This is a genomic window from Bradyrhizobium tropiciagri (assembly GCF_018130505.1).
GTDB lineage: Bacteria > Pseudomonadota > Alphaproteobacteria > Rhizobiales > Xanthobacteraceae > Bradyrhizobium > Bradyrhizobium tropiciagri_B.
This window is the reverse complement of the sequence record NZ_JAFCKH010000001.1, coordinates 874424-900893: the sequence shown is the minus strand read 5'-3', so window position 1 is coordinate 900893 and position 26470 is coordinate 874424. Positions and strand designations below refer to the sequence as shown.

26 protein-coding genes are annotated in these 26470 nt (G+C 64.8%); 13 read left to right on the top strand and 13 right to left on the bottom strand.

Features of this window, described 5'->3' with window-relative positions; all coding sequences use genetic code 11:
• Positions 1-72: 72 nt before the first annotated feature.
• The 3 genes from JQ633_RS04135 to JQ633_RS04125 all read left to right on the top strand — a co-directional run bounded on the left by JQ633_RS04135 (position 73) and on the right by JQ633_RS04125 (position 1468).
• Positions 73-735 carry a YqcI/YcgG family protein gene (locus JQ633_RS04135; RefSeq protein WP_249158730.1) on the top strand — a complete coding sequence of 221 codons (663 nt, stop codon included), beginning with the start codon at positions 73-75 and terminating at the stop codon, positions 733-735.
• On the top strand, positions 732-1052 hold the full coding sequence (locus tag JQ633_RS04130; protein ID WP_211982601.1) for a cupin domain-containing protein: 321 nt from the start codon (positions 732-734) through the stop codon (positions 1050-1052). The genes JQ633_RS04135 and JQ633_RS04130 overlap by 4 nt, the downstream gene beginning before the upstream one ends.
• Before the next feature lie 230 nt (positions 1053-1282).
• The gene (locus tag JQ633_RS04125; protein ID WP_211982599.1) at positions 1283-1468 is read left to right on the top strand and encodes a hypothetical protein; all 186 of its coding nucleotides are present in this window, start codon (positions 1283-1285) and stop codon (positions 1466-1468) included.
• Between the two features lie 114 nt (positions 1469-1582).
• Here JQ633_RS04125 and JQ633_RS04120 read toward each other — a convergent pair whose 3' ends face one another.
• From JQ633_RS04120 to JQ633_RS04105, 4 genes are all read right to left on the bottom strand, one after another.
• Positions 1583-2878 carry a CaiB/BaiF CoA transferase family protein gene (locus JQ633_RS04120; protein WP_249158728.1) on the bottom strand — a complete coding sequence of 432 codons (1296 nt, stop codon included), beginning with the start codon at positions 2876-2878 and terminating at the stop codon, positions 1583-1585.
• A gap of 310 nt (positions 2879-3188) precedes the next feature.
• Positions 3189-3611, bottom strand: coding sequence for a GFA family protein (locus JQ633_RS04115; RefSeq protein WP_211982597.1), 423 nt, complete (start codon positions 3609-3611; stop codon positions 3189-3191).
• Between the two features lie 204 nt (positions 3612-3815).
• Positions 3816-4397 carry a DUF6456 domain-containing protein gene (locus JQ633_RS04110; RefSeq protein ID WP_211982595.1) on the bottom strand — a complete coding sequence of 194 codons (582 nt, stop codon included), beginning with the start codon at positions 4395-4397 and terminating at the stop codon, positions 3816-3818.
• A 90-nt stretch (positions 4398-4487) separates the two neighbouring features.
• A complete protein-coding gene (locus tag JQ633_RS04105) occupies positions 4488-5060 on the bottom strand; it encodes a GcrA family cell cycle regulator (RefSeq protein ID WP_211982593.1) in 573 nt (190 codons plus the stop codon).
• A 129-nt stretch (positions 5061-5189) separates the two neighbouring features.
• Between JQ633_RS04105 and JQ633_RS04100 the strand changes: the two genes are divergently transcribed.
• The 3 genes from JQ633_RS04100 to JQ633_RS04090 all read left to right on the top strand — a co-directional run bounded on the left by JQ633_RS04100 (position 5190) and on the right by JQ633_RS04090 (position 7557).
• Positions 5190-5819 (top strand): LexA family transcriptional regulator, encoded by a 630-nt coding sequence (locus JQ633_RS04100; protein WP_211982591.1) that lies wholly within the window; start codon positions 5190-5192, stop codon positions 5817-5819.
• A 134-nt stretch (positions 5820-5953) separates the two neighbouring features.
• Positions 5954-6229 (top strand): hypothetical protein, encoded by a 276-nt coding sequence (locus JQ633_RS04095; protein WP_211982589.1) that lies wholly within the window; start codon positions 5954-5956, stop codon positions 6227-6229.
• Positions 6230-6402: 173 nt separating this feature from the next.
• Entirely contained in the window at positions 6403-7557 is a 1155-nt protein-coding gene (locus JQ633_RS04090; protein WP_211982587.1) for an OpgC domain-containing protein, read from the top strand.
• Here the strand turns inward: JQ633_RS04090 and JQ633_RS04085 are convergent.
• Positions 7554-8858: a glycoside hydrolase family 3 protein gene (locus JQ633_RS04085; RefSeq protein WP_211982585.1), complete on the bottom strand. Its 1305-nt coding sequence runs from the start codon at positions 8856-8858 to the stop codon at positions 7554-7556. The two genes, JQ633_RS04090 and JQ633_RS04085, sit on opposite strands and share 4 nt — an antisense overlap.
• Positions 8859-9064: 206 nt before the next feature.
• On the opposite strand from JQ633_RS04085, the gene JQ633_RS04080 reads away from it, so the two are divergent.
• Genes JQ633_RS04080 through JQ633_RS04070 form a run of 3 tightly spaced genes read left to right on the top strand, consistent with a single transcriptional unit; the run spans position 9065 to position 12908 of the window.
• On the top strand, positions 9065-10588 hold the full coding sequence (locus JQ633_RS04080) for a DUF4153 domain-containing protein (protein ID WP_249158727.1): 1524 nt from the start codon (positions 9065-9067) through the stop codon (positions 10586-10588).
• A 26-nt stretch (positions 10589-10614) separates the two neighbouring features.
• A complete protein-coding gene (locus tag JQ633_RS04075) occupies positions 10615-11319 on the top strand; it encodes a response regulator transcription factor (RefSeq protein ID WP_211982584.1) in 705 nt (234 codons plus the stop codon).
• Positions 11316-12908, top strand: a complete 1593-nt coding sequence (locus JQ633_RS04070) for an ATP-binding protein (protein WP_211982582.1) — start codon at positions 11316-11318, stop codon at positions 12906-12908. The genes JQ633_RS04075 and JQ633_RS04070 overlap by 4 nt, the downstream gene beginning before the upstream one ends.
• Here the strand turns inward: JQ633_RS04070 and JQ633_RS04065 are convergent.
• The 8 genes from JQ633_RS04065 to JQ633_RS04030 all read right to left on the bottom strand — a co-directional run bounded on the left by JQ633_RS04065 (position 12905) and on the right by JQ633_RS04030 (position 21030).
• Positions 12905-14137 (bottom strand): acetyl-CoA C-acetyltransferase, encoded by a 1233-nt coding sequence (locus tag JQ633_RS04065; protein ID WP_211982580.1) that lies wholly within the window; start codon positions 14135-14137, stop codon positions 12905-12907. The two genes, JQ633_RS04070 and JQ633_RS04065, sit on opposite strands and share 4 nt — an antisense overlap.
• Positions 14138-14274: 137 nt before the next feature.
• Positions 14275-15048, bottom strand: a complete 774-nt coding sequence (locus JQ633_RS04060; protein WP_249158726.1) for an enoyl-CoA hydratase/isomerase family protein — start codon at positions 15046-15048, stop codon at positions 14275-14277.
• Between the two features lie 12 nt (positions 15049-15060).
• Positions 15061-16260, bottom strand: coding sequence for a CaiB/BaiF CoA transferase family protein (locus JQ633_RS04055; protein ID WP_211982579.1), 1200 nt, complete (start codon positions 16258-16260; stop codon positions 15061-15063).
• A gap of 21 nt (positions 16261-16281) precedes the next feature.
• Positions 16282-16998, bottom strand: coding sequence for an ABC transporter ATP-binding protein (locus tag JQ633_RS04050; RefSeq protein WP_211982577.1), 717 nt, complete (start codon positions 16996-16998; stop codon positions 16282-16284).
• Positions 16995-17753, bottom strand: coding sequence for an ABC transporter ATP-binding protein (locus JQ633_RS04045; protein WP_211982575.1), 759 nt, complete (start codon positions 17751-17753; stop codon positions 16995-16997). Before JQ633_RS04045 ends, JQ633_RS04050 begins: the two co-directional genes overlap by 4 nt.
• A gap of 2 nt (positions 17754-17755) precedes the next feature.
• Positions 17756-18775 (bottom strand): branched-chain amino acid ABC transporter permease, encoded by a 1020-nt coding sequence (locus JQ633_RS04040; RefSeq protein WP_211982573.1) that lies wholly within the window; start codon positions 18773-18775, stop codon positions 17756-17758.
• Complete coding sequence (locus tag JQ633_RS04035) at positions 18772-19674, bottom strand: branched-chain amino acid ABC transporter permease (protein ID WP_211982571.1); 903 nt, start codon at positions 19672-19674, stop codon at positions 18772-18774. Before JQ633_RS04035 ends, JQ633_RS04040 begins: the two co-directional genes overlap by 4 nt.
• Positions 19675-19770: 96 nt before the next feature.
• On the bottom strand, positions 19771-21030 hold the full coding sequence (locus tag JQ633_RS04030) for an ABC transporter substrate-binding protein (protein WP_211982569.1): 1260 nt from the start codon (positions 21028-21030) through the stop codon (positions 19771-19773).
• A 169-nt stretch (positions 21031-21199) separates the two neighbouring features.
• On the opposite strand from JQ633_RS04030, the gene JQ633_RS04025 reads away from it, so the two are divergent.
• The 4 genes from JQ633_RS04025 to JQ633_RS04010 are packed head-to-tail and all read left to right on the top strand — an operon-like array spanning position 21200 to position 26043.
• Positions 21200-22696: an AMP-binding protein gene (locus JQ633_RS04025; protein ID WP_211982567.1), complete on the top strand. Its 1497-nt coding sequence runs from the start codon at positions 21200-21202 to the stop codon at positions 22694-22696.
• Positions 22693-23337, top strand: a complete 645-nt coding sequence (locus tag JQ633_RS04020) for a TetR/AcrR family transcriptional regulator (RefSeq protein ID WP_211982565.1) — start codon at positions 22693-22695, stop codon at positions 23335-23337. Before JQ633_RS04025 ends, JQ633_RS04020 begins: the two co-directional genes overlap by 4 nt.
• The gene (locus tag JQ633_RS04015) at positions 23334-24107 is read left to right on the top strand and encodes an SDR family NAD(P)-dependent oxidoreductase (protein WP_211982563.1); all 774 of its coding nucleotides are present in this window, start codon (positions 23334-23336) and stop codon (positions 24105-24107) included. The genes JQ633_RS04020 and JQ633_RS04015 overlap by 4 nt, the downstream gene beginning before the upstream one ends.
• A 13-nt stretch (positions 24108-24120) precedes the next feature.
• Complete coding sequence (locus JQ633_RS04010) at positions 24121-26043, top strand: flavin-containing monooxygenase (protein WP_211982561.1); 1923 nt, start codon at positions 24121-24123, stop codon at positions 26041-26043.
• Positions 26044-26470: the final 427 nt, after the last annotated feature.

The following is a 26470-nucleotide window of genomic DNA, read 5'->3' as shown; positions in this document are numbered from 1 at the left end:
AGAGGCGACGTCGCCGCAAAATTTCCGGTGAGCAGCTGGCAAAGCGTGATGTTTTCCGAGTTCGAAGCGCAGATGAGCAGCGAAGCAAGGCCGTTCCCCTGCGTGTTCGGCGTGACCGGGCATCGCCAGGATCAACTGCGCTACCTTTTTCTCGATCCCTACGACGTCGACGTGCTCGGCGAACAACTCGCACAGTATGTGGCGCAGTCCCGCTCGTTCGGCCCTAACACGTCGCTGATCGTATTCACCCGGCCCCGCCCGGTTCAGACGCTCGACGCCTATTACCGCAAGATGTGGCTGACGCTCGATCAGCTGGCGCGCCTCGACAAGACGCCGTGGCCTACCGAGATCCCGGAACAGGTCGACCATCCGATGTGGGAGTTCTCGTTCGCGGGCGAGCCGATTTTCGTGGTGTGCACGACGCCCGCGCATGTGATGCGCCAGAGCCGCCGGTCCAGCGCCTTCATGCTCACCTTCCAGCCGCGCTGGGTGTTCGAGAAGATCCTCGGGACGGACAAGGCGGCGAACGCCGCGTTCGGCGAGGTGCGCAAGCGCCTGCTCCCCTACGACAGCGCAAGCCCGTCGCCGATGCTCGGCCGCTACGGCGCAGCCGACGGGCGCGAGTACCAGCAGTATTTCCTCTACGACGACAACAACGCGAGCACGGGCTGTCCCTTCGCCAAGCTCGCACAGAACAAGACGCCCCCCATCGAGGACAAGGAGCAGGCCGCATGACCCAGATCATCGCCGGCGCGAAAACCGAATTTGCCATCGATCAGGAGATCCTGAACCTGTTGCCCGCGCAAGGCTCTGTGGAGCTGCAGCACGACGCCGCCGGCAAGGTGCATCACTTCCACACCCACCCCGTCGATGAGATCCTGATGATCATCAGCGGACGGCTGAACTTCACCTGGGATAACGGCGAGCGCGTCGTCGGTGCCGGCGACACCATCCTGTTGCCTGCCGGCACCCGCCATCAATCCGAGGCGCTCGAAGGCGGCGCGATCTATGTGATCGCAACGCAGCCGCCGGCCGGGCCGATCGGCAACTGACGTTCAATGAAGACACGAAGCCCTCAGGACAATGAGGGATCGACCGGCGGCAAAACCGCCAAACGTTCGACCAGCTCGATGCCCTCGGAACGCTGGTCGGGCGCAAGCCGAAGGAGGGTCTCGACACTCGCAGGCCTTCCAATGTTTCGCTCGATGGAGCTCCGAGCCTGTTCTGCAGCTCTGCAACATGAACGGGATTTTTCGTCCCGCATCTGAAGTGAGGATTACGAATGGCATATCCAGGCAAACGTGAAGGCTTGGCCCAGAAAGTCGAGAACGCGGCTCAGGAAGCCGAGCGCCTCGGTCTGACGACGGCAACGCTGATACTCCGAATGGCACGCCTCGAAATTGATCGGGCGGAGCCTGAAGAAATTGAAACGATGCCAAGGACCAATTTGCGCAGCAAGCCGAACTGAGCTCCGGCAACGGACCGGTATCGGCGGCGGCGGCGCCGATAGGCGCCGCGGCATCGCGCGGGGCGTAGCACGAGATGGCAGCGAGCGGTTCGGCTCGCTGGTTATCGAGTCGTACTACGGCGCCTCGGTTGAAGGCGCCTCGTTTTCGGGCTGACCGGCCTTGGTTTCCTTGCCGAACGCGCCAGCCTCGGCCAACGCCGCGATGCGCCGGTCGTCATAGCCCAGCGTCTTGTGCAACACGTCCTTGGTGTGCTGCGCGAGCAATGGGGCGGCGACCGGATCGATCACCGGCGTGAACCCCATATGGATCGGCGGCTCGATGTTGGGGACCGAGCCGGCGGTCGGATGCGGGATTTGGCTGAGGCGGTCCCGGTCGCGCACCTCGGGTGCATTGAACCCCTCTTCGACCGTGCGCAGATAGCCTACCGGAATGTTGGCCTTCTTCATCTTCGCCATCCAGTGCTCGAGCGTGTCGGTGGCGAACACGCTGGCAATGATGGCGCGCAGCTTCTCCCGGTTCGCCGTCCGATTCTTGCGGTGAGCGAATTCGGGATCGGTGATGAGGTCGGGACGCTCCAGCACCTCGGTGACAAGCCGGCGGTACAGGCGATCGTTGGCGCAAGCCATGTAGAGCGGCCCGTCCGACGCGCGATAGACGCCGACGGTCGGCGACCCGTTCGGCGAGTTGCCGAAACGGCCGGGATTATTGCCGCTGATCAGATAGGCCATCCCGTAGAAGCCGGTCATCGCCACCGCGGTGTCGATCAAGGCGACCTCGACCTGCTGGCCGCGGCCAAGCCGGTCGCGCGCAATCAGCGCCATCAGAATGGCATTGCACGCCGACATGCCGGTTGCCATGTCGACGATCGGAGAACCGGTACGCACCGGCTCGCCATCCGGAAAACCGTTGAGCGACATGAAGCCGCTCTCGGCCTGGGTGATCGGGTCGAAGCCGGGGCGCAGTGCGAACTCGCCCTTGCGGCCGTAGGCCGAGATCGAGCAATAGATCAGCCGCGGGTTGGTCGGCGCCACCGACGCGTAGTCGAGGCCGAACTTCCTCATCACGCCGCCGGAAAAGTTCTCGACGACGACGTCGGCCTTGGCAATCAACTCGCGCGCCACTTCGAGCGCCGCCGGATTGTTGAAATCGAGCGCAATGCCGCGCTTGTTGCGGTTGAGGCTGAGAAACGCCGCGCTCTCACCGCCGATCTCGGCATGTTCGTAGTGGCGTGTATCGTCGCCGCCGTCCGGGTTCTCGATCTTGATGACCTCGGCCCCGAAGTCCGCCAGCGTCTGCGTGCAGGCGGGGCCGGCCACGACACGGGTGAAATCGACAACCAGCAGGCCATCGAGCGCCGTCGGGATCCCGTCTCCACGCGATGCGCGCGCCGGCAATTCTGGTCTGCTCATGATCGGAGGTTTCCTCGACTTGTTTTATCAGGCGGAATTCGGCAGCCGTCGCTGGAGGCGGCGCAACCGCCTTTTAGCGGAAGCCCCCCGCCGAAACCAATTCCCAGATTTTGCAGGGCGGGACCTTCGCCTGACATGGCTGGTGCGAACCGTCAGGTAGGCGGGTGATGAGACCATCACCCGATCGCCGAAGAAAACCCGCCAATCAACCGACCGAGCGCAGCTCAGCCGCGCGACGAGCTACAACAGGAACACGAGATGACGGCGTGGCGATGCCGTCGCCACGCCGTTTGCATTGAACTTCCGTCGGCTATTCGGCGACCATTTCGCCGGAGCCACCGAACTCAGCCGGGAAATCCTTCAGCTTGGGCAGACCGTCGCGGATCGGCAGGACAGCCTCGGCGTAATTGACATGAACGCCGGGCGCGAACGCGAGCGTCGGGAGCGTTGCCGAGAACACGTCGACGAGCCCGAGCGTCGGATGGTTGGTCATCAGATGACCGCCGCACTTGGCGCAGTATTTGCGCTGGCTCATCGCCGTCTTCTCGAACGTCGCGATATGCTCGGCGCCCTTGGTGATCTCAACCGCCTCAGGCTTCCAGAGGCTGAACGCATTCACCGGACCGCCCGACCAGGAACGGCATGAGCGGCAATGACAATATCCCATGGCCTCCGGCTCGCCGGTGGCCTGCAGCTCGACGGCGCCGCAAAAGCAGTTTCCGGTGTGCTTCATTGGTCGGTTCTCCCTCTGTGATTTGATTAGGCTTCTTCTTGCGCGGCACCGGCATCGGCGCCCGCTGGCGGAGCGAACGATGGTCGGCACCGGGGAAGGTTACATGAGAGGCTGCGCCGCTGTCGACCGCCTCGGTGCTGCCGTGCCCGGCCCGGCCGCCGCGCCGGATCATGGCGCGGCAAGGGCGCACACAAACGCGTGACCTCAGCTTGAGCAGCGATGGTGCTTCACGGGAACCTGTTGCGGCGTAGCCAATCCGTAGATCAGCGCCAGACGATCGAGGCATTCCTTGAGACGGCGCGCAAAATAGTCCTGCCAGCGCTGCGTGCGCAGTCCGCGTCGCTCCCCGACCTGCTGCATGGTCATGCCGAGGATCAGGACCTCGTGCACGAGAAGCGAACCGTCGGCACCGAGCTCATGCTCGGCCCGGTTCAACCGAAGGCTCGCCTGCCGTTGTCCCTCCGTGATCGGCTCACGCCGCTGGCCTCCATCGACGTATTCGCGCGTGGTGTCCACGGCCCGCGGACCGCGCTCCGCCTTTTCCCAGTCGCCCTGGAAGGCGCGGCCGCTGCGGTACTGTGTATCGTCGATCTGGCGGTGGGCATGCAGCCGGCCGAGCGGATCGTTGCGAATCGAGCGCAGCGCGACGATCTTGTCACCCCACTGCAGCGCGAGGGGGTCGTCGACCTCGACGGCTGCCACCTCCGCATTGCAGGGCAGATCCTGGGCACGACGGTCGTGCAGTCTGGCCGGATCGTACGGCTTCCGGCGTTTGGCTCGCGACATTGATGTTCTCCGTGAATGTCCGGGACGGACGCGCGGGCGCACCCGCGCGCTTGCGGTTCGGGACCAGGGTCCGGTGGGAGCTGAACCGGGTCAGCCTGCCCCGACTGCGCGGAGCCAATCGGCGCTCAGCACCGGCTTCGCCGACGCCACAGCATCGCGGCTCAGGTGGAAATGCGGCGCGCAATAGCTCGAGCCCGGCCGGCACGGATGGCCGCAAAACGTCATCATCTCGCCCTCGCTGTCGCCGCCATAGGGATATCGACAGTCCCCGGACTGGAGTTCGAGCAGCGACAGATGACGCGGCATGACCTCAGCGCAGCGGAGCTCCGGCAAGTCCAGCCTCGCCGAGAAGACCTGCGGCCAGCGGACCAGGTCGGCTCTCGGCTCGGTGCGGACCTCACGGGGGTGGTCGATCCGGGGGTGCGCCTTCGGGGGCGGCTCGGGCCCATTGTCGGGCCAATCGGGCAGGTCCGGCAAAGACGGCTCGAGACGATCGAGGTAGCCCAGCCCCATGCGCTGGCCCCGGCTGAGGGCCGCATAGCGGGTATAGGCGGTGTTGAACCTTGCGTTGATCGTGTCAGCAATCTGCGAATAGGACATGCCGCGGATCCGCAGATCGCGCAGCGCCGCCGAATGCTCGGGCAGCCAGCTCGTCGCTTCCATTCCAAATTTCCCATTTCTGTCATTCCACTGGCGCCACAATCATCTTCGGATATTCGGAAGGAAAAGTCAAGCTTGAATTCCGATTATCGGAACGGCTATAATGCCGCCAGATTCGGGAGAGGATGAATCATGCTGGATGCGACACTGATCGAGCGGGCATTGGAGAGAACCGGGAAGTCCAAGGGCGGACTTGCCGAGGCGATGGGTGTTCGGGCCGGGGCGGTGTCGGAGATCCTCGCGGGAATCCGGCTGATCAAGGCATCCGAGATCGACGCCATCGTCGAGTATCTCGAGCTGAACCTGATACCGGTCATGGGCCGGGTCGGCGCCGGCGCCTCGATCGAGCCGGAATACGAGCAGGTGCCGCCCGAGGGCCTCGGCGAGGTCGAGCTTCCATTCCCGATCTGGGAGGAGACCATTGCGTTCGAGGTCTCGGGCGATTCGATGCTGCCGAAATACGAGAATGGCGACGTCATCGTGGTGTACCGCGAGCAGCGTCACCCGCTGTCGAGCTTTTACGGCGAGGAAGCTGCCGTTCGGCTGAAGAGCGGCGAGCGCTATCTGAAGACAATCGAGCGCGGCAGTTCCACCGGCGTCGTCAATCTCAAGAGCTTCAACGCCAAGCCGATCAACGGCGTGAAGCTCGAATGGATCGGCGAGATCGCCCTCACCCTGCCGCGCGGTCAAATCTCACGGCTGCGCGGCAAGGCGTCGAAGAACCGCAAAGCCGGGCGGAGCGGGCGCAATTCCGAGAAGTAGCGCTCGCAAGATCGGCCCGGGCAGCAGGTGGCCGGGTCCGCGGCATTCAAATACTGATTATCAGAATTTTCCTTGACATCGATACTGTCGCCGGAGATAATCACCGGCGACAGTCAAGGCATAGATTTCCAATCATGCAGTATTTCGTCGTGATGATCGACTACGGCCGCCGTGGCCGAGAGGCCATCGTCGACCCCGAACTGACACGGCGCGAGGTCATCGCGCGGGTCGCATCGGGGGAATACGCAAACATCAGCTTCATCCATGAGATCGAACAGTCGACTGTGCACGACGTCACGGACGACATCCTGGCCGAGGCTGCCCTGCCAGATCTCGGCGTGACCGCCGCGGACTTGCAGGCCAACACGTTCGACCACGCCCGCGACCTGCGCAAACACGAGCCGGTGTGAGCGCGACTCCACTTCACGCGGCGATTTCGAAAACGTGATCTTTTGCAGCCCGGCACCCTTGGCGCGAACCGAAAGCTGACTAAATAAGGTTCACGCAAAGTCTATTCGGACTGAGCGGGGGTTACCGTTAAGCTGGCGACTGGTATCCCGGGCCGGAAAGATTTTTGCTTTCAATGAATCCAACAACGACGGCCGAGGTCGCCACGCGCGAAGGCGATCTCAGGATTGCGCTGCTGCTCGGCCTCGCGAACTGGTTCCTGTTCCTCGACCACATTCCCCACAATGCGGTGAGCGAGCTGACGTTGCGCAACTTCGGATTCAGCGGCGCGACCGACCTGTTCGTGTTCGTCGGCGGCTATGCGGCAACCTTGATCTGCGCAAGACTGACATTGGAGCGCGGCTTCCTGGTCGCGGCAACCCGCATCTTCAAGCGGGTGTGGCAGCTTTATGCCGCCTATATCGTCCTGTTCGTGATCTATATCGAGCTGATCAGCTATGTCGCGGCGCGGACTGCCGCGCCCGAAATCATCAGCGAATTCAACATCACCGGCTTCATCGATCATCCGATCCGGACGCTGATCTACGGCCTGTTCCTGCAGGCCAAGCCGCTCAACCTCGACGTCCTGCAACTCTTCATCGTCCTGATGGCGGTCCAGCCGATTGTCGTGCTCGGACTGCTGCGTCTGCCGAACCTGACGCTTGCGGCGTCGGTGGCGGTTTATGCGGCCGCACACATATTTGACTGGAACCTGTCGGCCTATCCGGACGGCCGATGGTATTTCAATCCGTTCTGCTGGCAGCTGCTGTTCGTGATGGGCGGCTGGTGCGGCCTCGTCGGCAAGCGATATGAGCGCCTGATCGGCGCGATGCAGCGCATGCCGGCGCTGCGCGCCGCGGCCCTGCTCTATCTGCTGTTCGCCCTGACGATCGTCTCCAGCGGCAATATTCCGGCCCTTGCCCGGATCATGCCGGAATCCCTCGTCGATACATTCCTCGCTGACGACAGAGAGCACATCGCGCCACACCGCATCCTGCATTTCCTGGCGCTGGCGTTTCTGTTCACGCTGCTGGTGCCGCGTGACTGGCCGCGCCTGCGGTCTTACGCATTGCAGCCGATCATCAAGTGCGGCGAGGAATGGCTGGCGGTGTTCTGCGCAGGCGTGTTCCTCTCCTTTGCCGCCCATCTCGTGCTGATCACCGGCCCCAACTCGCTGGCCATGCAGGTCGTCGTCAGCGTCGCCGGCATCCTGGCGATGACGGCAGTGGCCTACTACGTGTCGTGGTCGAAGCAGCAGGACTACAAGTCGGCGGTCGGCGCCCAATCCTAATCGATCATGAGGCTGCGCTTGAGCCGCGCCTCGCTGTCACCCAGTATCGCGGCATCCAGCGCGCCCCGGCTCGACGCGGCGGACGCGCAGGCGAACATGCGGTAGAACTGTGCGCCGTCATAGGCGACCAGCAGCAGATCGACCCCTGCGTTCAGCGCCTCCACGACCGCGGTGCAGACATCGTGCTGATAGATCGCCCCCATCACCAGATCGTCGGTCATGACGATCCCCTGGTAGTTCCAGGTCTTGCGGATCAGCCCGTCGATGACGGCCTTCGAGTGCGAGGCGGGCCGGCCGGGATCGATGGCGCTGACCGCCACGTGTCCAACCATCAGCCGCGCATTGGTCGTCGACAGCACGTCGCGGAACGGACGCCAGTCGGTCGCCTCCAGTTCCGCAACCGGCGTGTCGAGGTCGGCGTTGAAATGATGCGTGTCGGCGCGTACCCGGCCCAGTCCCGGAAAATGCTTGACGGTGGCGCTAACGCCAGCCGACTCCAGCCCGCGGACATAGGCGCCGGCGATCGCGCTGACCTTGGCCGGATCGTCCGAAATCGCGCGCCGGCTGATCAGCGTGTTGAAATCGAACCGGTTGCGCTTGGCTTCCGGCCGCAGGTCCAGCACCGGAGCGAAATTGAGGTTGATACCGAGCGACGCCAACTCTTGGCCGTGAATGCGCCCGAACTCCTCCGCCTTCGCCTTCTGCTCGGCGGGCGCAAGCTGCTCGAGCGAAGCAAGCGACGGCAGTCGCGTCAGCGGCGGCCCGAGGTGGGAGACGATGCCGCCCTCCTGATCCGTCGCGACGACGAGCGGCGGCAGCCCGGCCATCCGGCGCCGGTCCTGCAGCGCTGCGATCTCCGCCTTCAATGCCTCGGCCGTCCTGCCGCCAACATTGTGCCGCGTGACATAGATGCCCGCGATCAATCCCTTCTCGGCGAGGCGCGCCACTTCGTCGAATGACGAGTAGCCGACGATGAAGTGCTGCCCGAGGAAACGCGCAAGCGCGGGTGGGGTCTGCAGGACCCAATGCTTTCGCAGCTCAAACGCAGCGGACGAGATCAGCATCCCGAGCAGCGGCAGGCACCATGTTGCGACGAGCAGCTTGCCGCTCCAGCCACGTGCACGCCAGAAACTGCAGCGGATCAGCACGACCGGGACGACGATGCTTGTTATCACGAGCAGCAGATTGCCCGTGCCGCGCAGCGGGACCAGATAGGGATCGTTGTTGTTGATCGCCGCAAAGGCGAAGATGAGCCCCGCGATCCAGAGAAGGGCGATGCCGATGCGCTTGCCGATTTGCATGGGATGATGCTGCACCAAACGGGAACGGCACCGTCCGTATCAGACGGGATTCAGCGGCGCGAGCGGATAAGACGCATCTGCACACAATCTGCATAAGAATCCTGAGCTCCTGCTGATCGCGCTCCCACCATCTGCACGCGCGCTCTTCAAAGCTTGTCCCACTGCACGCCGGACCGCGTCCGCATGCGCGGACGGGCGAACGCACCATGGCAGATCAAGCGTCCTTCACAGAGGTCATGATGACAATCCTTGCACGACCGGAGACCCCCGCCCCATCGATCGATAGCAGCCTGCCGCCGGCCAAGGGCGCGGCCGCGCTTGCGCTCGCGGTGCTCGCCGACTGGTTGTTCTATGATCAGCGGCTCGGAATATCCGTCACGATCTTTGCTGCCACGCTGGCCTGCGCGTCACTCGCCGCCAACCTGCAATCTCTCGATCGGCGTCGGTTACTGCTTGCCGGATCAATCCTGCTGGCGGGACTGCTGCCCGCTATGGAGGACGTCAACGCCATCTCGCTGACCTTGCTTGTCCTTGCGCTCGGCGTCGCGCTCACCTTGACCACTAATCCCTATATTACCGGTCTCGCCCGGGGCGCCGCCTCGCTACTCGATCTGTTTCTGGTCGGCCCATTCAGATTGGGCCGGGACTTCGTCAGCGCCTTCAATCTGCCAGCCGTCACCAGGGGCTTTGCCCTCTGGCTGGTCCCATTGGTGCTCGGCAGCCTCTTTGTCGTTCTCTTCGTCGCAGCCAATCCGCTGCTCGAGAAATGGATCAGCCAGCTCAATCCGGGCAATCCCGCGTCCTATCTCAGCATCGGCCGTACGCTGTTCTGGATTGTTTCGCTCGCGCTGGTCTGGCCCTTCATCCATGCGCGGTGGCGGCGCAGCCCGATCGCCATGGCCGGCGAGAGCCTCTCCCCAGCGAACCATCAGGCCGAACCCGCAAGCGCGATGGACTTTTTCGGCACCGGAACCATCCTTCGCTCGCTGATCCTGTTCAACCTGCTGTTCGCAGTCCAGACGATCCTCGATGCCGTCTATCTCTGGGGCAATGTGGCGCTACCGGCCGACATCACTTATGCCGCCTATGCCCATCGTGGCGCCTACCCGCTGATCGTGACCGCGCTGCTGGCCGCCGGCTTCGTCCTTGTCGCCATGCGGCCGGGCGGCCCCGCGGAGCAATCGCGGGTGATACGCCCGCTCGTCTACGTCTGGGTCGGACAGAACCTGTTGCTGGTGATCTCCTCGATGCTCCGGCTCGATCTCTACGTCCAGTTCTACCTCCTCACCTACTGGCGAATAGCGGCCTTCGTCTGGATGCTGCTCGTCGCGGTCGGGCTGGTCCTGATCCTGGCACGCATCGCCTTGCGGCGCCCGAACCAATGGCTGATCCATGCCAACCTGCTCGCATTGACGATGGTGCTCTACGTCTGCTCGCTGATCAATTTCGCCGCCATCATCGCCGATTATAATGTCAGCCACAGCCGCGAAGCCGCGGGCAGCGGGGTCAACCTGGACATCAACTACCTGTTTCGGCTCGGCCCCCAAGCCCTCCCGGCCATCGACCGGGCGATCCGGCTTCGCTACGTCAATCCCGTCCTTGTCTCCCGGCGCGATTGCCTAGTAGAACAGCAGCGCCAGCAGATGGCGTCATGGCGCGGCTGGGGCTTTCGCGCCTGGCGCCTTCAGCGCTTCCTGGATGGACGCGAGACGCGCGCCGCCGCGAGCTAGCCGGGAGGCCGGATTCGGAGAGCCGATTGACCCACCGTATCCTCATTGTCGACGACGACCTGCACATCCGCGAGGTCATCCGCGTCGCCCTCAAGAAGGCCGGCATGAGCGTGACCGAGGCGCGCGACGGCAAGGAGGCATTGGCCCGGTTCGCCGCCGACCGGCCGGACCTGATCGTGCTCGATATCGGCATGCCGGAATTCGACGGCCTCGACGTCTGTCGTGAGATCCGCAAATCATCCGACGTGCCGATCCTGTTCCTGTCGGCGCGGGACGACGAGATCGACCGCGTGCTCGGGCTCGAGATCGGCGGCGACGACTACGTGACCAAGCCATTCAGCCCGCGCGAGCTCGTCGCGCGGGTCAACGTCATCCTGCGGCGCCTGATGCCGCGCGCGAACGGTGCGAAACCAGAGACGAGCGTGCTCGCGCGAGGACAGCTCTCGGTCGATCCGGAACAGCACGTCGCGACGTTCTCGGGCGCGCCGCTTCGCCTGACCGCGATCGAGTTCGGCATCCTGCGCGCGTTCCTGACGCGGCCGACCGCGGTGTTCAACCGCGAGCAGATCATGAGTGCGGCCTACCAGCTCAACATCCAGGTTTCCGATCGCACCATCGACAGTCATATCCGCAATATCCGCGCCAAGCTCGCCGCCGCGAACTGCGACAATGTCATCGAAACCGTCCATGGCGTCGGCTTCAAGCTCGGCCGGTGCGAGCCGCAGGCATGACATCGTTCCGCGCCCGCCAGAAGTGGCGCCCCTCGCTCAGCCTCGTGATTTTCACCGTGCTCGCTTTGGTCGCGGTGCTGCCGCTGATGGGATTGTTCTTCTTTCGTCTCTACGACAACCAGCTCATCCACCAGACCCAGGCCGAGCTGATCGCGCAAAGCCGGGTGCTGGCGGCGATCTATGCCCAGGAGGTGCAGGCGCGGCTCGGCAATGGCATCCCGCTCGGCGCCGCCGTGCCGCCGGAGGCGCTGCCCGATCCTGGCGATCAGGTGACACCGATCCGGCCCGCGCTCGATCTCGCCGGCAATGACCTGCTGCGGCGCCGGCCCGACGCTCTGCCGGCCGCAAAGCCGGCGGATCCGGCCTATGTCGAGATCGGCACCCGGCTGACGCCGATCATCCGCGAGACCCAGAAGGTGACGCTTGCGGGCTTCCGGATCCTCGATCCGCAGGGCGTGGTGATCGCCGGTCGCCAGGAGGTCGGGCAGTCGCTCGCCCATATCGAGGAGGTGGCGACCGCGCTGCGCGGCCAGTACAGCGCCGCATTGCGCATCCGCATGCCCGACAAGCCGCCGCCGCCGATCTATTCGATCAGCCGCGGCGTCGGGGTCCACGTCTTCTCGGCGATGCCCATCCTCGTCAACGATCACGTCGCCGGGGTGATCTACACCTCGCGGACGCCAAGCAACATCTTCGATCATCTCTATCAGGAGCGCGGCAAGTTCCTGCTCGCGGGACTGGCCGTGCTGCTGGCGACGATCGCGATCGGGCTGGTGTTCTCCCGCACGGTCACGCGCCCGATGCGCGAGCTGGTCGATCGCGCCGTGCGGATCGGCCGCGGTGACCGCCAGGCGTTTCAGCCGCTGGAGCACTATGGCACGCGCGAGCTCGCCCAACTCTCGGACAGCTTTCTCGACATGGCCCATCAACTGTCGCGCCGCTCCGATTACATCGCGACCTTCTCGGCGCACCTGACACACGAGTTGAAATCACCGCTGACATCGATCAGGGGCGCGGCCGAGCTGCTGCACGACTCGCTGCAGAGCAAGTCGGACGCGCTGACCCGGGAGGAGCAGAAGACCTTCATCTCGAACATCCTCGGCGACGTCGAGCGGCTGGACGCGATGAGCCATCGTTTGCGCGAGCTGGCCCGCGCGGAAAGCGCGCCGCAGAACGAGCAGACCCAACTCGCTCCCGTCATTGACGCTCTGAAGAGCCGCTTTCCGAAACAGACGATCACCGCCGGCGGCGATCTCGATCGTTCGATCGGCATGTCCGGCGAGAAGGCACTGATCGTGCTGGCGCACCTCGCCGACAACGCCTTCCGTCACAACGCGACGTCAATGCAGATTGACGTAGCCGGCGAAGCATCGACCGTCAGGATGACGGTGAGCAATGACGGCGACCCGATCTCGGACGCCAATCGCGACAAGGTCTTCGACGCCTTCTTCACCACCCGCCGCGACAGCGGCGGCACCGGCATGGGGCTCGCGATCGCGCAGGCCGTGATGATCAGCCATGGCGGCTCGATCGGTCTCGCGCCGTCCGGCCGCGGTGTCGCCTTCGAGCTGCGGTTTCCTGCGGTCTAGACCCGCTCGATGATGATCGCCGGCGCCATGCCGCCGGCCGCGCACATCGTGACCAGACCGCGCTTGAGGTCGCGCCGCTCGAGCTCATCCAGTACCGTCCCGATCAGGATCGAACCGGTGGCCCCGATCGGATGGCCGAGCGCGATCGAACCGCCGTTGACGTTGACCTTGTCGCGATCGAGCTTGAGGTCGCGGATGTATTTCTCCGCGACCACCGCGAACGCCTCGTTGATCTCGAACAGATCGATGTCGTCGAGCGTGAGTCCGGCCTTGGCCAGCACCTTGCGCGTCGCCGGCACCGGCGCGTTGAGCATCAGCGTCGGCGAGTCCCCCATATTGGCGGTCGCAACCACCCGGGCGCGCGGCTTCAGTCCGTGCTTGCGGGCATAGTCCGGCGACGCCAGCAGGATCGCCGCGGCACCGTCGACCACGCCCGAGGAATTTCCTGCGTGATGGACGAAGTTGATATCGAGATCGGGGTACTTATCCAGGATCAATTTCCGGTAGGTCGTTCCCTTGTCGTCGAGCGCATAGTCGGCAATCGCGGGGAATGCCGGCTTCAGCGCGGCGAGACCTTCCAGCGTCGTCTGCGGCCGCGGATACTCCTCGCGGTCGAGCGCCAGCGTGCCGTCCTCGCGATGGACCGCAACCAGGCTCTTGTCGAAGTGTCCGCCCTTGATCGCAGCCGCCGCGCGCTTCTGGCTCTCGAGGCCGAGCGCGTCGACGTCCTCGCGGGTAATCCCCTCCATCGTCGCGATGGCATCGGCGCAGACGCCCTGATGCGATTGCGGATGGCGGGCGCGCAGACGGAGATTGCCATTGTCCATCATGAACGGCCCCTCGCCGCGGCGGCCTTCCATCGACATCATCTCCGTGCCGCCGGCGATCATCAGATCCTCGGCGCCGGCCATGATGGCATTCGCGGCCATGTTGACGCTGGTGATGCCGGAGCCGCAGAAGCGATCGAGCGTCACGCCTGAGGCGCGCACATCATAGCCGGCGTCGAGCGCCGACATCCGGCCGAGATCGCCGCTCTGCGGACCGCGCTGCGAGCTGGTGCCCCAGATGATGTCGTCGACATCGGCGGTGTTGATGCCGGTACGATCGGCCAGCGCCCGCAGCACGGTGGCGCCGATCTGCTGCGGATGAATCCCCGACAGCGCGCCCTTGCCGGCCTTGCCGATGCCCCGCGGCGTCCTGCATGCATCGATGATCAGCGCGTCGGCCATGATGGTTTCCTCTCGACAGTATTGGTTTGCGCCATTTGCCGCCGATCCCGCACCAATGTCAATTCGCGGCGCCGACTGCGCAGGGCTACTGCGGACGCCCGTCCGCTCGCCATATTCCGTGCGGCGGCCACGCCGTTCTATCGCCCCTTGTAGTTGGGCGTCCGCTTCTCGACGAACGCATTCAGCCCTTCCTGGCAATCCTCGGTCGATGCGACCACCACGAAACTTTCCGCCGTATTCTCCACCGAGCGGCGGAAATCCGCGTCGACCGCGCGCATGAAGGCATCGCGGCCGATCTTCATCACGATCGGCGACTTCGCGGCGAGCTTGCGTGCGATCTCGCGCGCCCGGTCGAGAGCGGTGCCCTTCGGCACCACTTCGCTGAGCAGGCCCATGCGGAAAGCGGTCGCCGCATCGAACGGCTCGCCGAGGAACAGCGGGCCGAACGCCTGGTGCTTGCCCACCAGCCGCGGCAATTGCACGAAGTGGATCGCCGGGATCAGGCCGACATCGATCTCGGGATAGCCGAACGTCGAGCCGTCACCCGCGACGATCATGTCGCAGGAAATCGCGATCGTCATGCCGCCGGCCCGCACCGCGCCGTCGATCGCCGCGATGGTCGGCTTGCCCATACGGTACTGCGTGTCGTTCAGGGCGAAGTAGAGCTTCTCGAGGAACGCCTTGACCTCGATCGCGGGCTTGCCCCTGACAATGTCGAGATCGAGGCCGGCGCAAAACACCTTGTGGGCGCTGCGGATGATCACGGCGCGCACCGCCGCATCATCTCGCGCCTTCGCCAGCGCCGCCAGCAGCGCGTCGATCAAGGGGATGCTGAGCGCATTGACCGGTGCGCGATCCAGCACGATCTCGGCGATCTGGTCGGCAACCTCGTAACGAACGAGCTCCGTCATGATGTCCTCCCGCTATCTCCTGGCTTGCCGCACGGCGCCGGACTGCAGCAGGCCGTCGATCTCCGCGTCCGCAAATCCGGCCTCTGCAAGCACCGCGCGGCTGTCCTGCCCGACATCAGGCGCGGGACACAGCCGGTCCTCGGACAGGCTTGCGATGCCCGGCGTCCGCGGTGTGTAGACCGCACCAACGCCGGGCGTGTCCTGGCGCACCGACGCCCTGGTCGCCTCGACATGGGCGTTGTGCAGCCATTCGCCGGGATTGAGGATCCGCTCGGCGATGATATCGGCAGCGTGCAGCCGCGCCAGCCAGGCCTCGGTCGGCTGGGTCAAAAACACCTCGCGCAGCTGCGGGATCAGTGCATCGGCAGCGTCGGCGCGCCGGGCGAAGTCGGCGAAGCGCGGATCGTTGGCGAGATCCTCACGGTCGATCGCACCGCACAGCCGTTTGTACTGCGGCTCGTTCACCAGCGTCACCATCATCCAGCCGTCCTGGGTCTGATAGGTGCCAGCGGGCACGTTGAGCGCACGAGGTGCGCCACCTTCGAGGACGAACTCCGCCACCTTGTGGCCGAGCAGCGCCGCCGTCGACTGGCAGAGATTGACGTCGATCCAGCGCCCGGTGCCGACGGTCGCGCGCGCGAACAGTGTCGTCGCAATGGCCTGGAACGCATAGACGCCGGTGACAACGTCGGAGATCGTGGTACCGACCCGGTGCGGCACGCCGTCAGTGCCGAGATTGACGGAAACCAGTCCGGAGAAGGCCTGCGCCACCGAATCCGAACCGGGCCGCTTTGCATATGGCCCAGTCTGCCCGAAGCCGCTGACCGAGAGATACACCAGGCCGGGATTGTCGCGCGACAGGCTTTCATAGCCGAGCCCGAGCCGCTCGGCGACGCCGGGACGGAAGCCCTCGATCAGCACATCGGCTTCCTTCGCGAGACGCTGCGCGATCGCGATCCCGTCCTTGTGCTTCATGTCGAGACACAGGCTGCGCTTGCCGCGGTTATAGACCGCCGACAGCGTCGTATGACTGCCGTAGGTGGTCCCGAGATAGCGCGACCAGTCACCTTCCGGCGGCTCGATCTTGATGACGTCGGCGCCGTAGACCCCGAGCAGCATCGCGCAATAGGGCGACGCGATGCCCTGCCCGAGATCCAGCACCTTGAGGCCGCGATACGGCGCCTCGTGCGTCGGCGTCAGTCTGCCCGCCATATGTCCTCCCGTGTGAAGAGCCTACAACGCCAGATAACGCTGGCGGATGTTGTCGTTGGCCTTCAGCTCTTCGATGGAGGATGTGTAGACGATCTGGCCCTTGTCGATAACCGTCGCGTGGCTCGCAAGGCCAAGGCAAAAATGCATGTTCTGCTCGGCGATCAGTACCGTGGCGCCAGTGCCGCGAAGCTGCCGCAGCAGTTCGCCGATGCGTTGCACGATGATCGGCGCCAGCCCTTCGCTCGGCTCGTCCAGCAGCAGCAGCACCGGATTGCCCATCAGTGTGCGGGCGATCGCCAGCATCTGCTGCTCGCCGCCGGAGAGCCGCCCGGCGATCCGCTGCCGCAGCGGCTCCAGCAATGGAAACACGTCATAGACGCGGCGGATCGACCATTCGTCCTCGCCGTTCGGTCCCTTCTTCTGGCCGATCACGAGATTGTCCTCGACGGTATGCTCGGGGAAGATCTGCCGGTCCTCCGGCACGAAGCCGAGCCCGGCCCGCGCGATGCGATGCGGCTTCATCCCCGACACGACGTTGCCCCGCAACGTCACCTTGCCGCGGCGCGCCGGCGCCAGCCCCATGATCGCCTTCATCGTCGTCGACTTGCCGGCGCCGTTGCGGCCGAGCAGTGCCATGGTTTCACCCTGGCGCACCGACAGGCCGACGCCGAACAATATCTGGCTGGTGCCGTAGTAGACGTCGAGGTCCTCGACCTGCACCACCGGCTGCGCGCTCATGCCACGGCTCCCGCATGATCTTCGCTGCCGAGATAGGCCTCGATCACGGCATCGTTCCTGCGGATCGCGTCGGGCGTGCCGGTCGCGAGGATGCGGCCATAGCACAGCACGACGATCTGCGGCGCGATCTTGAACACGATGTCCATGTCGTGCTCGATGAACACCACCGTGATCTTCTGCTTCTCCCAGAGCTCGCGCACCTTGTCGATCATGCGCCAACGCTCCTCGGTACCCATGCCGGCGGTCGGCTCGTCGAGCAGCAGGACTCTCGGATCGAGCACCAGCGCGAGCGCAATATCGAGCAGTTTCTGGTCGCCATGCGATAGTGTCGCCGCAGTCCGGTTGCGCTTGTTGGCGAGGCCGAGCAGTTCCATGGCATGCTCGGCGCGGTCGCGCGTCTCGGCCAGTGGAAAGCGGCGATGCATCACGCCGGCGCGGCGCTGATCGGCGCAGACCGTGGCGAGCATCGTCTCCTCCACCGTCAGCGAGGGGAAGATGCTCGCGACCTGAAAGGCGCGGCCGATGCCGTGACCCACGATCTCAGGGGGCGTCTTGCCCGCCATGTCGACGCCGTTGAGCAGGATCTGGCCGGCATCCGGTCGCAGCGCCCCCGTGATCAGGTTGAAGAACGTGCTTTTGCCGGCGCCGTTGGGGCCGATCACCGCCGTGAGCGAACCGTCGGCGAAGTCGAGCGAGACATTGTCCGTCGCCTTGACGCCGCCAAAGGATTTCGAGAGTCCGCGGATCTCCAGCATGGCTAGCCGTTCGCCTTCTCGCGACGCTGCGCGACCCACTCGACGACGAAATCCATCAGGCCCTTGCGCAGGCCGATGGCGAAGAACAGGATCACGATGCCGAGTACGATGCCGTGATACTCGGTCAGGCGCGTCACGGTGTCGTTGAGGATCAGCAGCAGCACCGTGCCGACCATCGGCCCGAGGAAAGTGGTGACGCCGCCGAGCATGTTGATGAAGATGCCCTCGCCCGAGATCGTCCAGTAGGCGAATTCCGGATAGGCGCCGGAGACGAACAGCGCCATGATCATGCCGCCGGTGGAGGCGAACAGTGCCGCCAGCACGAAGATGGTCAGCTTGGCGCGCCAGACGTCGATGCCGATGAAGCTCGCCCGGGTGGCGTTGTCACGGATCATGCGCAGCGTGTAGCCGAACGGCGACTGCGCGATCTGGCGCATCAAGAGCAGCCCGATCACCAGCAGCGCGCAGCTCATGATGTAGAGATGCAGATGGTTCGACAGGTCGATGCCGAGGAGCGGCGGCCGCGGAATGCCGCCGCGCAGCCCCTGGTCGCCGCCGGTCAGCGACTGCCACGACAGGATGGTCGAGTGGATCAGCATCTGGAACGCCAGCGTAACGAACGCGAAGTAGATTTCCTTCAGCCGCACGCAGATCGCGCCGATCACGGCGGCCACCACCGTGGTGATCACCAGCGTGGCGACGAAGGCAACCGGGATCGGCACGCCGGTCTTCTGCATCATCAGGCCGAAGCCGTAGGCGCCGAGGCCGAAGAACATGCCGTGACCGAACGAGATCAACCCGGTGTAGCCGACCAGGAGATTGAGCGAGGTGGCGAACAGCCCATAAGCCGAGCAACGGATCACGAAGTCGAGCAGCGACTTGCTGCCGAAGATCATCGGCAGCAGCGCCAGCACGGCGAACGCCACCAGCGCGATCAGGACATCGCGGTAGCGCTGCGGGCGCGCGTCGATCCGCGGAACCTCGAGGGGTTGCGTTCCCTGCCCGGCCTGCAATTCGGTCATGCGACCTCCTTGCCGAACAGGCCGGTCGGGCGCGACACCAGCACGATCACCATGAAGAGGTACATCAACCCTTCGGTGAACAGCGGGAAGCCGAGCGAGCCGAACGAGCGGATCAGACCGATCAGGAGCGCGCCGATCAGCGCACCGAGGATCGAGCCCATGCCGCCGATCACGGTGACGATGAAGGATTCGATCAGCACCGAGAACCCCATGCCCGGCGTCAGCGAGCGCACTGGCGCGGCCAGCGCACCCGCGAGGCCGGCCAGCATGCCGCCGAGCGCGAACACACCGCCATAGATCAGCCCGGTGTTGATGCCGAGCGCGGAGACCATCCCGGGGTTATGCGCGGCGGCGCGGATCACCTTGCCGATCCTGGAGCGTGCCAGCCCGAGCCCGAGGATCACGGCGGCGGCCAGCGCCACGCCGATCAGCAGCAGATAATACGGCGGCACCACGCCGCCGGCGATGAACAGCGGCGGCACCTGAAACGCCGACGGCATACCCATCGACTTGAATTCCGGTCCCCAGATCATGCGGACGACATCGTCGAAGATCAGCACGAAGGCGTAGCAGACCAAAAGCTGCATCAGCACGTCGGCACCGTAGACCCGACTCATGAAGGCCCGCTCGAAGATCAGGCCGAGCAGCGCGGTGCCCGCCGCGCCGCACAGCATCGCCAGCGCGAAGCTGCCGGTGAGCTGGTAGGCAGTCATCGCGAAATAGGCGCCGAACATATAGAAGGCGCCGTGGCTGAAATTGACGACCTTCAGCACGCCGAAGATCAAGGTCAGCCCCACGGCGACCAGGAAGAGCAGCATGCCGATGATCAGGCCGCTGGTGGTTTGCGTCACCAGGCAGGCTGGACTGGCGAGACAGCTGGCAAGCGCGTCGAGGTCCACGGGAAGCCATCCATTACGGCGCGCAACTGCAGCGCGCCCGATGAGAATGTCGACGGCGTGAGGCAGCCGTTTGCCGCCTCGCGCCGCGTGTGCAGGTCAGGTGTAACCCTTGCTCTTCTTCCACTCGGCCTCGAGCTCGAAGATCGTCTTCCAGTCGCCGGCCTTCACGTCGGGCACATAAGGCTCCTGCGGGATCGTGGTGCCCCAGCCAATCGCGTAGCCGACCAGCGTGCGGTCCTCGGCGCGCATCGTCACGGTGCCATCGGCGCCGAACGGGCACTTGATGGTCAGCCCGGTGAGCGCTTCCGCGACCTTCTTGCCGTCGGTCGAGTTTGCCTTCTTGACGGCCGCGTCGAGGAACATCACCGCGGTCGCGTTCTGCCACGACCAGTTGGTCGGATACTCGTTGTACTTCGCCTTGTAGGCATCGCCCCACGCCGCATTCTCCGGCGTCGGCGGGAAGGTCTTGATGTAGCGGTCGCCGGAATGGATGCCCTTGGGCAGGTTCTTCACCACGGTGAGCGCGGTGTAGTCGGCCATGTTGACCGCGAACACCTCCATCTGGCTGAACATCGCGTAGATGTTGGCCTGGTCGATGTAGGAGGTGAGATCGCCGCCCCACAGACACGAATACAGCGCCTGCGGCTTTGCCTGCAGGATCTTGGTGACAACCTCGGTGTAGTCGGGCTGGAACAGCTTCGGCCAGGACTCGCTGATGATCTCGACGTCGGGCGCGAACTTCTTCAGGTACAGCACGAACTCGCCGGTGGTGTCGCGGCCATAGGCATAGTCGGGCGAGCAGGTCGCCCACGTCTTCAGGCCCTTCGCCTTCGAGATCTGCGCCGCGTAGCTGGCGCCGACGATCGAGTCGTGAATGCCCTGCCGCACGCAGCGGAATGCGTTCGGGATGTGCTGCTTGGGATCGGCCGTCAGCGACGAGGCTTCCGAGCAGGTGTGGATGCAGAGCACGCCGAGATCGCGCGCCACCTCGTGAACCGCGAACGATCCCGACGACGCCTCGCCATCGAACAGCATCTCGCAGCCGTCGGTGTTGACCAGTTCGCGGGCGATGCGCGCGGCTTCCTGCGGCTGTCCCTTGGAGTCGCGGATCACCATCTCGATCTGCCGGCCGGCAAGGCCACCGGCGGCATTGACCTTCTCGACTTCCAGCATCACCGCGTTGCGCGAGGATGTGCCGAGCTGCGCGACGCGGCCGGACAGGATGGTCGGCATGCCAATCTTGATGGTCTTGGCCTGTGCGCGCGCCACCCATGGCGCTGCGACGCTCGCCGCACCGGCGCCCATCAGCGCAAGAGTCGCACGTCGGCTGATGCCCGGTTTACGGGTTCTCGTCATCTTCCCCTCCCTGTCGGGTTGGCGTTTCCCAAATCCCTCTCGGAGATCGTTTCGTCTCCGTGGCCACAATGTTTTCAGAGCAAGGGGGGTGACGTCAAGCCAAAGATGAATTACGAGTCATAATTCATCCAGGGAGAAACGGCGCCGGAAATCGGCCCATGGACGGCGAATGATCAATCTTTCCAGCTTCATCGCGTTTCATGCCAGGCGGACGCCGGATCGCTGTGCGCTGAAATATCGCGGCGAGGACATCGCCTACGCGGATTTCGACCTGCGGATCCGTCAGGCCGGCGGCTGGCTTGCCGCGCGCGGCATCGGCCCCGGTGATGTCGTCGCCGTCCTGATGAAGAACAGCACGGCCTTCCTCGAACTGGTGTTCGCGGCCAGCCACATCGGCGCGGTGTTCCTGCCGATCAACTACCGCCTGTCGGCCGACGAGGTCGGCTACATCGTCGGCAACTCCGGCGCGCGCCTTCTGATCGCCGACGAGGAATTCGCGGCGATCGCAGCCGGCGGCGCGCCGGTGGTGCTGCTCGACGAGGTCGCGCAATCCGGCGTCACCAATCTCGCGCCGGATATCGCGCGCGCCCCGATGCATGTGCGCCAGCCCCGCGACCTGATGCGGCTGATGTACACGTCCGGCACCACCGACCGCCCCAAGGGCGTGATGCTCAGCTACGAGAACATCTACTGGAAGTCGGCCGACCAGACGCTGGTGCTCGGGCTCAATGCCGACACGCGGCTGCTCGTCGTCGGTCCGCTCTATCACGTCGGCGCGCTCGACCTGCCCGGCATCGCGGTGCTCTGGCACGGCGGCATGCTGTGCATCCATCGCAGCTTCGAACCGGAGCCGGCGCTGGCCGCGATCGAACGTGAGAAGCTGAACGCCGCGTGGTTCGCGCCCGTCATGACGACGGCGCTGCTCACTTGCCCGAACCGCGAGCGCTACGACGTCTCCAGCCTGCAATGGGCGATCGGCGGCGGCGAGAAGACGCCCGAGGTGCGCATCCGCGCCTTCTCCGACTACTTCAAGGGCGCGCGCTACATCGATGCCTATGGGCTCACCGAAAGCTGCGGCGGCGACACCTTCATGGAGCCGGGCCGCGAGATCGAGAAGATCGGCTCGACCGGCCGCGCCATCGCCCATGTCGAGATCGAGATCCGCGACGATGCCGGCAAGCGCCTGCCCGCCGGGCAGAACGGCGAGATCTGCCTGCGCGGCCCGAAGGTCACTCAAGGCTACTGGAAGGATCCGGAGAAGACCGCGTCCGCCTTCTTCGGCGACTGGTTCCGCACCGGCGACATCGGCTATCTCGACGCCGACGGCTTCCTGTACCTCACCGACCGCAAGAAGGACATGATCATCTCCGGCGGCGAGAACATCGCCTCCTCTGAGGTCGAGCGCGTCATCTATGAGATGTCCGAAGTGCGCGAGGTCGCGATGATCGGCCTGCCCGACCCGCGCTGGGGCGAGAAGCCCGTCGCCGTCGTGGTGCTCGCGGATCATGCACAACTCGATTTGTCCGATCTCGCCGATCACTGCCGCACCCGCCTCGCCGGCTTCAAGGTGCCGAAACAGCTCATCATCCGCGACAGCCTGCCGCGCAATCCATCCGGCAAGGTGCTCAAGCGCGTGCTCCGCGCCGAACTCGAGGCCAAAGCATGAGGCAAGCTGAAACCACCAAGGTGACGAAGCTCAATCGTGTCGAGCGCAACGCCTGGACCAAGCAGAAGATCTTCGACGCCGCGACCAAGATCGTCGGCAAATACGGCTACGCCGAAGCCTCGGTCGCCCGCATCACCGAGGCCGCCGGCGTCGCCCAGGGCACCTTCTACAATCACTTCGAGAACCGCCAGGAGTTGCTCGACCAGCTGCTGCCGAAGATCGGCCTCGATATGGTCCGTTTCATCCGCGCCCGGACCGGCACCGCCAGTGAGGCCCGGCAGGAAATCGAGCGCTTCGGCGCGTTCTTCGATTTCATCCGCGAGGTGCCGGAGTTCCTGCGCATCCTCAACGAGGCCGAGTTCTTTGCGCCGATCGGCTACCAGAAGCACTTCGACAACATCTCGAGCGCCTATGTGCGGATCCTGCAGCGCGCGCGATCGGCGGGAGCCACCAACACGTTCAGCGACGAAGAGTTCGAGGCCATCGTCCAGGTGTTGATGGGTGCGCGCGGCTATCTCAGCCGCCGCTACTCCTATTCGGAGCACGGCGTCACGGCAGTGCCCGACTACGTCATCTCGGCTTACCGGAAGCTGGTCACGCAGGGCCTGTTCTCCGCTAGCGGCAAGGAACGAAAGTCATGAGCGCAGGCGGCACCATCCTCGTCACCGGCGGCAGCCGCGGCATCGGCGCCGCGACCGCTACCCTGCTCGCCGATCAAGGGCATCGCGTCGTGATCGTCGACATCGCGCCGGAGCCGCTGGCCGGAACCTCCGCCATCCTCTGGCCGGCGCCGTTCGACGTCGCGAGCGAAAGCGCCGTCGTGGCCGGCATCGCCGAGATCGAGAAGGCGCACGGCCCGATCACCGGCCTCGTCAATGCCGCCGGCGTGTTCGGCAAGATGCACTCGATCGAGCGGGTTCGGATGGAGCAATGGGACCGCGAGGTCAATATCGACCTGCGCGGTACCTTCCTGGTCGCGCGCAGCGTCGGTGTCGCGATGGCGAAGCGACGACATGGCGCGATCGTCAACGTTGCCTCGGTGGCCGGCATGACCTCCGGGCCGATCCACGCCTACACGGCGGCGAAGGCCGGCGTCATCCAGATCACGCAAACGCTCGCCGCCGAATGGGGCCGCGCCGGCGTTCGCGTCAACGCGGTGTCGCCCGGCTTCACCCGCACCGCGATGCTCGAGGCCGGCATCGCCTCGGGCGCGCTCGACAAGGAGTTGCTCGCGCGCCCGACCGCGATGAACCGGTTGGTCGAGCCCATCGAGGTGGCGCAGGCAATCGCCTGGCTGCTATCGCCGCAGAGCAGCGGCGTCACCGGCATCAACCTGCCGGTCGATGCCGGCTACATCGCGGGCACCACCTGGGCCGCCTATGGCGGGCTGCCGGACGCGCCGACCAACTGAGGACGAACGCCCCATGAACATCGAGCTCTCGCGCAAGCCCCTCGATCTGTCCTCCGCGATCGCGGAAGGCGACATCCGCGTGCTGCTGATGGTGCTGGTGCACATGACCGGCGACGAGAAGTGGCTGGAGCCGCCCTACAAGCCGAAGCGCGACGTCCGCCTGATCCCCGATCCGGATGCCGGCGTGCCGCAGCAGATCCAGGATGAGATCCGCGCAGCGGTGCTGAACCTGTTCGCGAACGGCACGCCGAACCCCGTCATCACCGATCCCGGCGATGAGCTGATGCTGCGGATGATGCGCGCGACGCTCGGTGAGAATGTCACGCCGGAATATGCGCCGCTGATGCGCGAGGAGATGGGTTTCATCCCGCGCGAGGCGCGCTGGCACAATCGCCCCTCCAGCGCGGCGCTGGCGCAGCAGCACGTGCTGATCATCGGCGCCGGCGTTTGCGCGATCGCGCTCGGCGTCGCGCTCGGGCGGCTCGGCATCCCCTACACGATCGTCGAGAAGAACGACGAGATCGGTGGCACCTGGTACGTCAACCGCTATCCCGGCTGCGGCGTCGATACGCCGAACCACTCCTATTCGTTCTCGTTCGGCGAGCGCAATCCATGGACGCGCTATTTCGCGCAGCGTCAGGAGCTGCTGGATTATCTGCTCAAGGTTGTCCGCGAGCACGACATTCGCCGGAACGTCCGGCTCAACACCGAGCTGGTCGCATCGCACTGGGACGAGGCAAAGCGGCGATGGGTCTCGACGCTCAGGACCGGCGATGGTGAAGAGACCTTCGAGTCGACCGCGCTGGTCAGCGCGATCGGCCAGCTCAACGATCCCTCGCCTGCCCGCTTCAGCGACGATGAGGATTTCAGAGGCTTGAAGGTGCATTCGGCGCTGTGGTCCGACGACATCAAGCTCGACGGCAAGCATGTCGCGGTGATCGGCACCGGCGCGACCGCGATGCAGCTGGTGCCGTCGATCGCCGATCGCGTCGCCTCGGTCACGGTCTACCAGCGCACCGCGCAATGGGCGCGGCCGGTGAAGGGCTACTCCGACCCGATCACCGAAGGCGCGCAATGGCTGCTCGCGCATCTGCCGTTCTATGTGCAGTGGTATCGCTTCAACATGTTCTGGCGTTACGGCGACGGCCTGCTGCCGTTCCTGCGCAAGGACCCAGCGTGGCCGCATCCGGACCGCGCCGTCAACAAGGGCAATGACCGGCATCGCCAGGAGCTGACCGAGTTCATTCTGTCCGAATTGAAGGACCGCCCCGACCTGATCGAGAAATGCGTGCCGACCTATCCGCCCTACGGCAAGCGCATCCTGCTCGACAACAACTGGTTCAGGACGCTGACCAAGCCGAATGTCGAGCTCGTAACCGAGCCAATCGACCGTTTCGCGCCGGAAGGAATCGTAACGGCTGATGGCAAGCTACGGCCGCACGACATCGTCGTGATCTCGACCGGCTTCAAGGTCTCGGAGATGGCGGCGCGGCTCAACATCACCGGGCGTGACGGCAACAACCTCAAGCAGGCTTGGCGCGATGACAATCCGACCGCCTATCTCGGCCTCACCGTGCCGAACTTTCCAAATCTCTTCCTGATGCTCGGACCGAACTCCGGACCCGCGCATGGCGGCAGCGTAATCTTCCAGTCGGAATGCCAGAGCCGTTACATCTCGGCTTGCCTCGTCGCGATGATCGAGAACGGCATCGCCGCGATCGACGTGCATCCCGATGCGCATGATCGATACATCAAGAGCGTCGATGCCGAGCATGAGCAACTGATCTGGACGCATCCGGGAATGACGACGTATTACCGCAACAAACTCGGGCGCGTGTTCTCGGCGATGCCGTGGCGCTTCGTCGACTACTGGCAGATGACCCACGATCCGGATTTCAGCCACTACCGACAGACCAGGTCCGGACAGCAAGCCTGACCTGAATAGCCTTCTCGTTAACTTGACAGACCGCGATATCTGCCGCAGCATTTCGCTGACTGCACCTGTAGGGGTGAAGGGAGCGCGGCTCCCCGCATCGCAGGAATTGACGGACGATTACAGGATCGGCCGCCAGGCAGAAGAAGCGGACAGATGTCCGTCGGCCCACCCTTGGAGAGGAGCATGACGCCACCGGCGCAAGCCAGCGACCTTGCTCAGCGGCAAGGTCTCGGTGCACGTTGAGGCGAACAGCAGCTGCTAGCCGCGTACACCGCCGACAATCTGAACATATCCGCAGGACAGGAGCGCAAAGGCCAAGCGCTTTTAGGTCCCGAAACACCACTGGTGTCTACCAGATATCCTTCGCTAAAACGAAGTAGCAGGGCCCCGCTGATGCTTGAATGCACCGGGGCCCATTCGTTTGCCT

Bases quoted from the DNA above. Each gene is read 5' to 3' on its own strand.
- JQ633_RS04095 (WP_211982589.1), top strand. From the start codon at position 5,954: ATGCAGTATTTCGTCGTGATGATCGACTACGGCCGCCGTGGCCGAGAG.
- JQ633_RS04135 (WP_249158730.1), top strand. From the start codon at position 73: ATGAGCAGCGAAGCAAGGCCGTTCCCCTGCGTGTTCGGCGTGACCGGG.
- JQ633_RS04105 (WP_211982593.1), bottom strand. From the start codon at position 5,060: ATGGAAGCGACGAGCTGGCTGCCCGAGCATTCGGCGGCGCTGCGCGAT.
- JQ633_RS04090 (WP_211982587.1), top strand. From the start codon at position 6,403: ATGAATCCAACAACGACGGCCGAGGTCGCCACGCGCGAAGGCGATCTC.
- JQ633_RS04040 (WP_211982573.1), bottom strand. From the start codon at position 18,775: ATGACCGAATTGCAGGCCGGGCAGGGAACGCAACCCCTCGAGGTTCCG.
- JQ633_RS04065 (WP_211982580.1), bottom strand. From the start codon at position 14,137: ATGGCCGACGCGCTGATCATCGATGCATGCAGGACGCCGCGGGGCATC.
- JQ633_RS04100 (WP_211982591.1), top strand. From the start codon at position 5,190: ATGCTGGATGCGACACTGATCGAGCGGGCATTGGAGAGAACCGGGAAG.
- JQ633_RS04030 (WP_211982569.1), bottom strand. From the start codon at position 21,030: ATGACGAGAACCCGTAAACCGGGCATCAGCCGACGTGCGACTCTTGCG.
- JQ633_RS04120 (WP_249158728.1), bottom strand. From the start codon at position 2,878: ATGAGCAGACCAGAATTGCCGGCGCGCGCATCGCGTGGAGACGGGATC.
- JQ633_RS04085 (WP_211982585.1), bottom strand. From the start codon at position 8,858: ATGCAAATCGGCAAGCGCATCGGCATCGCCCTTCTCTGGATCGCGGGG.
- JQ633_RS04050 (WP_211982577.1), bottom strand. From the start codon at position 16,998: ATGAGCGCGCAGCCGGTGGTGCAGGTCGAGGACCTCGACGTCTACTAC.
- JQ633_RS04010 (WP_211982561.1), top strand. From the start codon at position 24,121: ATGAACATCGAGCTCTCGCGCAAGCCCCTCGATCTGTCCTCCGCGATC.
- JQ633_RS04060 (WP_249158726.1), bottom strand. From the start codon at position 15,048: ATGACGGAGCTCGTTCGTTACGAGGTTGCCGACCAGATCGCCGAGATC.
- JQ633_RS04045 (WP_211982575.1), bottom strand. From the start codon at position 17,753: ATGCTGGAGATCCGCGGACTCTCGAAATCCTTTGGCGGCGTCAAGGCG.
- JQ633_RS04025 (WP_211982567.1), top strand. From the start codon at position 21,200: ATGATCAATCTTTCCAGCTTCATCGCGTTTCATGCCAGGCGGACGCCG.
- JQ633_RS04130 (WP_211982601.1), top strand. From the start codon at position 732: ATGACCCAGATCATCGCCGGCGCGAAAACCGAATTTGCCATCGATCAG.
- JQ633_RS04020 (WP_211982565.1), top strand. From the start codon at position 22,693: ATGAGGCAAGCTGAAACCACCAAGGTGACGAAGCTCAATCGTGTCGAG.
- JQ633_RS04080 (WP_249158727.1), top strand. From the start codon at position 9,065: ATGGCAGATCAAGCGTCCTTCACAGAGGTCATGATGACAATCCTTGCA.
- JQ633_RS04055 (WP_211982579.1), bottom strand. From the start codon at position 16,260: ATGGCGGGCAGACTGACGCCGACGCACGAGGCGCCGTATCGCGGCCTC.
- JQ633_RS04125 (WP_211982599.1), top strand. From the start codon at position 1,283: ATGGCATATCCAGGCAAACGTGAAGGCTTGGCCCAGAAAGTCGAGAAC.
- JQ633_RS04110 (WP_211982595.1), bottom strand. From the start codon at position 4,397: ATGTCGCGAGCCAAACGCCGGAAGCCGTACGATCCGGCCAGACTGCAC.
- JQ633_RS04015 (WP_211982563.1), top strand. From the start codon at position 23,334: ATGAGCGCAGGCGGCACCATCCTCGTCACCGGCGGCAGCCGCGGCATC.
- JQ633_RS04070 (WP_211982582.1), top strand. From the start codon at position 11,316: ATGACATCGTTCCGCGCCCGCCAGAAGTGGCGCCCCTCGCTCAGCCTC.
- JQ633_RS04115 (WP_211982597.1), bottom strand. From the start codon at position 3,611: ATGAAGCACACCGGAAACTGCTTTTGCGGCGCCGTCGAGCTGCAGGCC.